At 76.1% G+C, this 3,547-nt stretch carries 3 protein-coding genes and 1 pseudogene; all 4 read right to left on the bottom strand.

The genetic code is table 11. The annotated features are described in order from the left end of the window. Positions 1-595 (bottom strand): annotated as a pseudogene (locus tag AA75_RS34305) (radical SAM protein); the annotation flags it as partial. Between the two features lie 7 nt (positions 596-602). Beyond that, positions 603-1,193, bottom strand: a complete 591-nt coding sequence (locus AA75_RS34300) for a GAF domain-containing protein (protein WP_051813952.1) — start codon at positions 1,191-1,193, stop codon at positions 603-605. Then, complete coding sequence (locus AA75_RS34295) at positions 1,190-2,050, bottom strand: S8 family serine peptidase (protein WP_233289309.1); 861 nt, start codon at positions 2,048-2,050, stop codon at positions 1,190-1,192. Before AA75_RS34295 ends, AA75_RS34300 begins: the two co-directional genes overlap by 4 nt. Then, positions 2,047-3,444, bottom strand: a complete 1,398-nt coding sequence (locus tag AA75_RS34290) for a radical SAM protein (RefSeq protein WP_051813951.1) — start codon at positions 3,442-3,444, stop codon at positions 2,047-2,049. Before AA75_RS34290 ends, AA75_RS34295 begins: the two co-directional genes overlap by 4 nt. Positions 3,445-3,547: the final 103 nt, after the last annotated feature.

Raw genomic sequence — 3,547 nt, 5'->3', positions numbered from 1 at the left:
CGGCCCGGCCGGTCGGCCGGACCGCGCCGACCAGCATCGGCACCCGGGTGCCGAACCGCCGCCGGACGTCGGCGATCACACCGTCCAGGTACGCGTGTCCGGCGGCGTCCGGGACCGCGGTCAGGTGCAGGCTGGCGTGCGGGACGTGGTCGAGGGCGGCGCCCAGGGCCCGGAACACCTCGGCGCGGCCGACCTCGCGTTCGTGCTCGGCGTCCAGGCTGGCCGCGAGGTGGGCGAGGCCGGTCACCGCCCGGCGGACGGCCGGCGGCAGGCCGCCGCCGCGGGCGAAGAACATCCCGGTCAGCAGGGCGGCGCCGGTTCCGGCGGTGGCGGCGGAGGCGGTCAGCTCCCGGACCAGGGCGGGCCGCAGCAGGGGCTCGCCGCCGGACATCAGGATCAGCTCGGGCCGGCAGTCCGGGGTGAACGAGGAGACCAGGGCGCGGAACGGGCCGCCGGACGACTGCGCGGAGGCCATCGTGGAGTCGGTGGAGCAGTGGGCGCAGGCCAGCGGGCAGCGGTCGGTGAGGGAGAGCAGCAGTCCGGCGGCCGGCCGGGCGCCGAGGGTGAGGAGGTCCGCCAGGTGCACCGCCGTCACCCCCCGGTCACCGGTCGGTCTGGAGGAGGTCGGCGACGGCCGCCAGCAGGGCCTGGACGGCTTCGCCGCGGGTGCCGTCGGCCTGCCGGGCCGCGGCGGCGATCCGGGTGAGCGGGTCGCCGCCGGGCGGGGCGGTGGGGCGGTGGCGTTCGGCGAGGCTGAGGGCGAGCACCGCGGCGCTCTGGTTGGCGAGTTCGGTGAGCAGGTCCATGGCGTCCAGGTCGCCGACGCCGTCGACCTCGGGGTCGAGGACCTCCAGCACGCCGAGGATCTCGCCGCGGTGCTCCATCGGGACGGCCATGATCACGTCCGGGACCAGCCCGGTGCTCTCGGCGAAGCCCTTGTCGAAGCGGGCGTCGTCGGCGACGCCGCGGACCACCATCGGTTCGCCGGTGTTGGCGACCCATCCGGCGATGCCGTGGTCGCCGGGGATGGCGATGCCGACCAGCCGGTCCTCGCCGACGCCGGAGGAGGCCTCGAAGACCAGGGTGCCGTGCTCCTCGTCGCGGACGAACACCGAGGCGGCGGCGGCCGCGAAGGAGAGCCGGGCCAGCCGCACGGTGGAGCGCAGGATCTCGTCGAGCTGGTCGGACGTCACTCCGGTCTCCTCGGGGCGATGTTGTCGGCGGTGGCCGCCAGCACGTGCCGCAACTGCGGGGTGCCGAAGCCCGGGTGGCGTTGCAGGATGCGCGCGCACAGTCCGGTGATGTGCGGGGCGGCGAAGCTGTTGCCGGACACCCGGCGGGTGGCGCCGCCGAGCCAGGGCGCGGGGACGTCCACGCCGAGGGCGAAGAAGTCGACCGGCGGCCGCGGGTTGGACTCCACCCGTTCGGGGTCGGCGACGGCGTGCGCGCCGACCGAGATCACCGACGGGAACCGCCACGGGTAGCTGTCCACCGGGCTGTTGTGGGCGGCGGAGATCAGGGTGACGCCCGCGTACCAGGCCTCGTCGGCGAGGTCGTGCAGCCGTTCCTTGAAGTGCTCGCGGCGGGTCGAGAGGCTGACGTTGACCAGCGGGAACCGTTCGGCGACCGCCCACTCCAGGGCGGTCAGCAGGGCGTCGCCGTTGCCCTGCAGGTTGCCGCCGAGCACCCGGACGCTGGTCAGTTCGCAGTCCGGCGCGAGCGAGCGGACGATCCCGGCGCAGGCGGTGCCGTGGCCGGCCACGTCGCCGCCGGTGTCCTCGGCGACGGTCCACGGGCGGGTGCCGTCGGCCGCCGGGTCCGGCGCCCGGGTGGCGGCCAGTTGCCGGACCCCGTCGCCGATCTGCGGGTGCCCGGCGGTGACGCCGCTGTCGACGATGCAGACCCGCACCCCGCGGCCGGTCGCGCCGCCCCAGGCCCAGGCACGGCTGACGGGGGCGGGAGCAGCGAGCCCGGCCGGGTCGAACGGCTCGCCGGCCGAGGTGTGCGCGAAGCGGATGGTCCGGCGGGCCGCCGGTGCGGCGCCGCTCACCGGCCGGCCGCCGGGTCCAGCGGGGTGTACCCGCGCCGGCGGACCGCCAGGTCCATGCGCTGCGCCCAGTTGAACTTGACGCTGGGGCAGGGCAGGTGGCCCTCCCGCCAGAGCTTGGGACAGGACCCGCCGCAGACCGGCAGGATCGGGCAGCGTGAACACTGCGCGCCGCCGTCGCCGACCTGGTCGTACCAGTCGTCGAAGGCGCCGGCCGGGCGCCGGGCCGAGCCGGCCAGCTCGGCCACCTCGGCGACCACGCCGCTGTCCCGGGCGCCGGGCACCAGCGGGTGCTCGGAGCAGGAGTAGACCCGGCCGGCGGTGTCGATGATCTCGCCGGACCGGGTGGTGGCGGTGCAGGTGGTGCGGACGGTGGCGGCGGGCAGCGGCCCGAAGTGCAGGCCGAGCGCCTCGGCGGTGCGCAGCCAGTCGGCCTCCCGGGCGGCGTACGCGCGGGCGGCGAGCTCCACCTCGGAGACGTCGTTGCCCCAGGAGTGCACGGCGATCAGGTGCAGGGTGACCTGCGGGTGGGCGAGGCCCAGGCAGGCGAGGTCGTTGAGCAGGCCGGTCACCGAGTCCTCGTTGTCCCGGTCGATGTTGACCCGGATGCCGATCCGCAGGCCCGGGGCGAGGCCCTCGTCCAGGGTGCGGGCCAGCACGGCGACGGTCCGCCGGAAGCTGCCGCGGCCGTTGCGGGTGAGCCGGCGCCGGTCGTGCACCTCCTCGGGGCCGTCGATGGTCAGTTCCATCTCGGCGAGCGCGCAGTCGTCGTGCAGTTCGGCGAGGGTCCGGGTGGTGAGCAGGCTGCCGTTGGTGGCCATCCGGGCGGTGTAGGTCTTGCCGTGCAGGGCGGCGGCCGCCGTGAAGCGGGCGCTCAGCTCCCGGATCACCCGCAGCGCAAGCAGCGGCTCGCCGCCGAACCAGGTGACCGTGACGGCGTCCACCGCGGGGTCGGCGAGCATCGCCTCGACCCGGCGGGCGGTGCGGTCGGCGCGCTGCCGGTCGTGGGCGGCCTTGACGTGCTCCTGGCCGCAGTAGCTGCACGCCATGTTGCAGTACGAGGTGGGCATGATGGTCACCGACCGGGTGGCACCGTGCGCCGAACCTTCGCGCAACCCGTCGGTCACGGCGGCGAGTTCGTCCTCCGCCGGGTCGACCAGGGCGTGCAGGCGGGCCAGCCGCCGGCGTTCCTCGGGACCGAGGCCGGCCAGCGCCGCCGGGTCGCCGGAGCGCAGCGCGTGCGCGCCGGCCCGGTCGAGCCGGATCAGGGTGGCCGAGCGGGTGGCGTACCCGAACCAGGCCTCGCTCCCGTCGCTGTCGCGGTAGGCCCGGTCGCCGACCAGCAGGTAGCGGCTGGGGACCAGGGCCGGGGGCGGCTGGACCATCGGTGCGCTCACGGTGCCTCCCGGTGCTCGGGTTCCGGTGTCCAGGACGCGGCCGCGCCCAGGGAGATGCGCAGGCCCGCCGAGGCCGTCGAGTACGGGCGGTCGGGGTCGACCA

The sequence above is a fragment of the Kitasatospora sp. MBT63 genome, from assembly GCF_000710465.2.
Taxonomy (GTDB): domain Bacteria; phylum Actinomycetota; class Actinomycetes; order Streptomycetales; family Streptomycetaceae; genus Kitasatospora.
The sequence above is the reverse complement of the archived record's forward strand: the minus strand, read 5'-3'. Positions and strand labels throughout refer to the sequence as shown.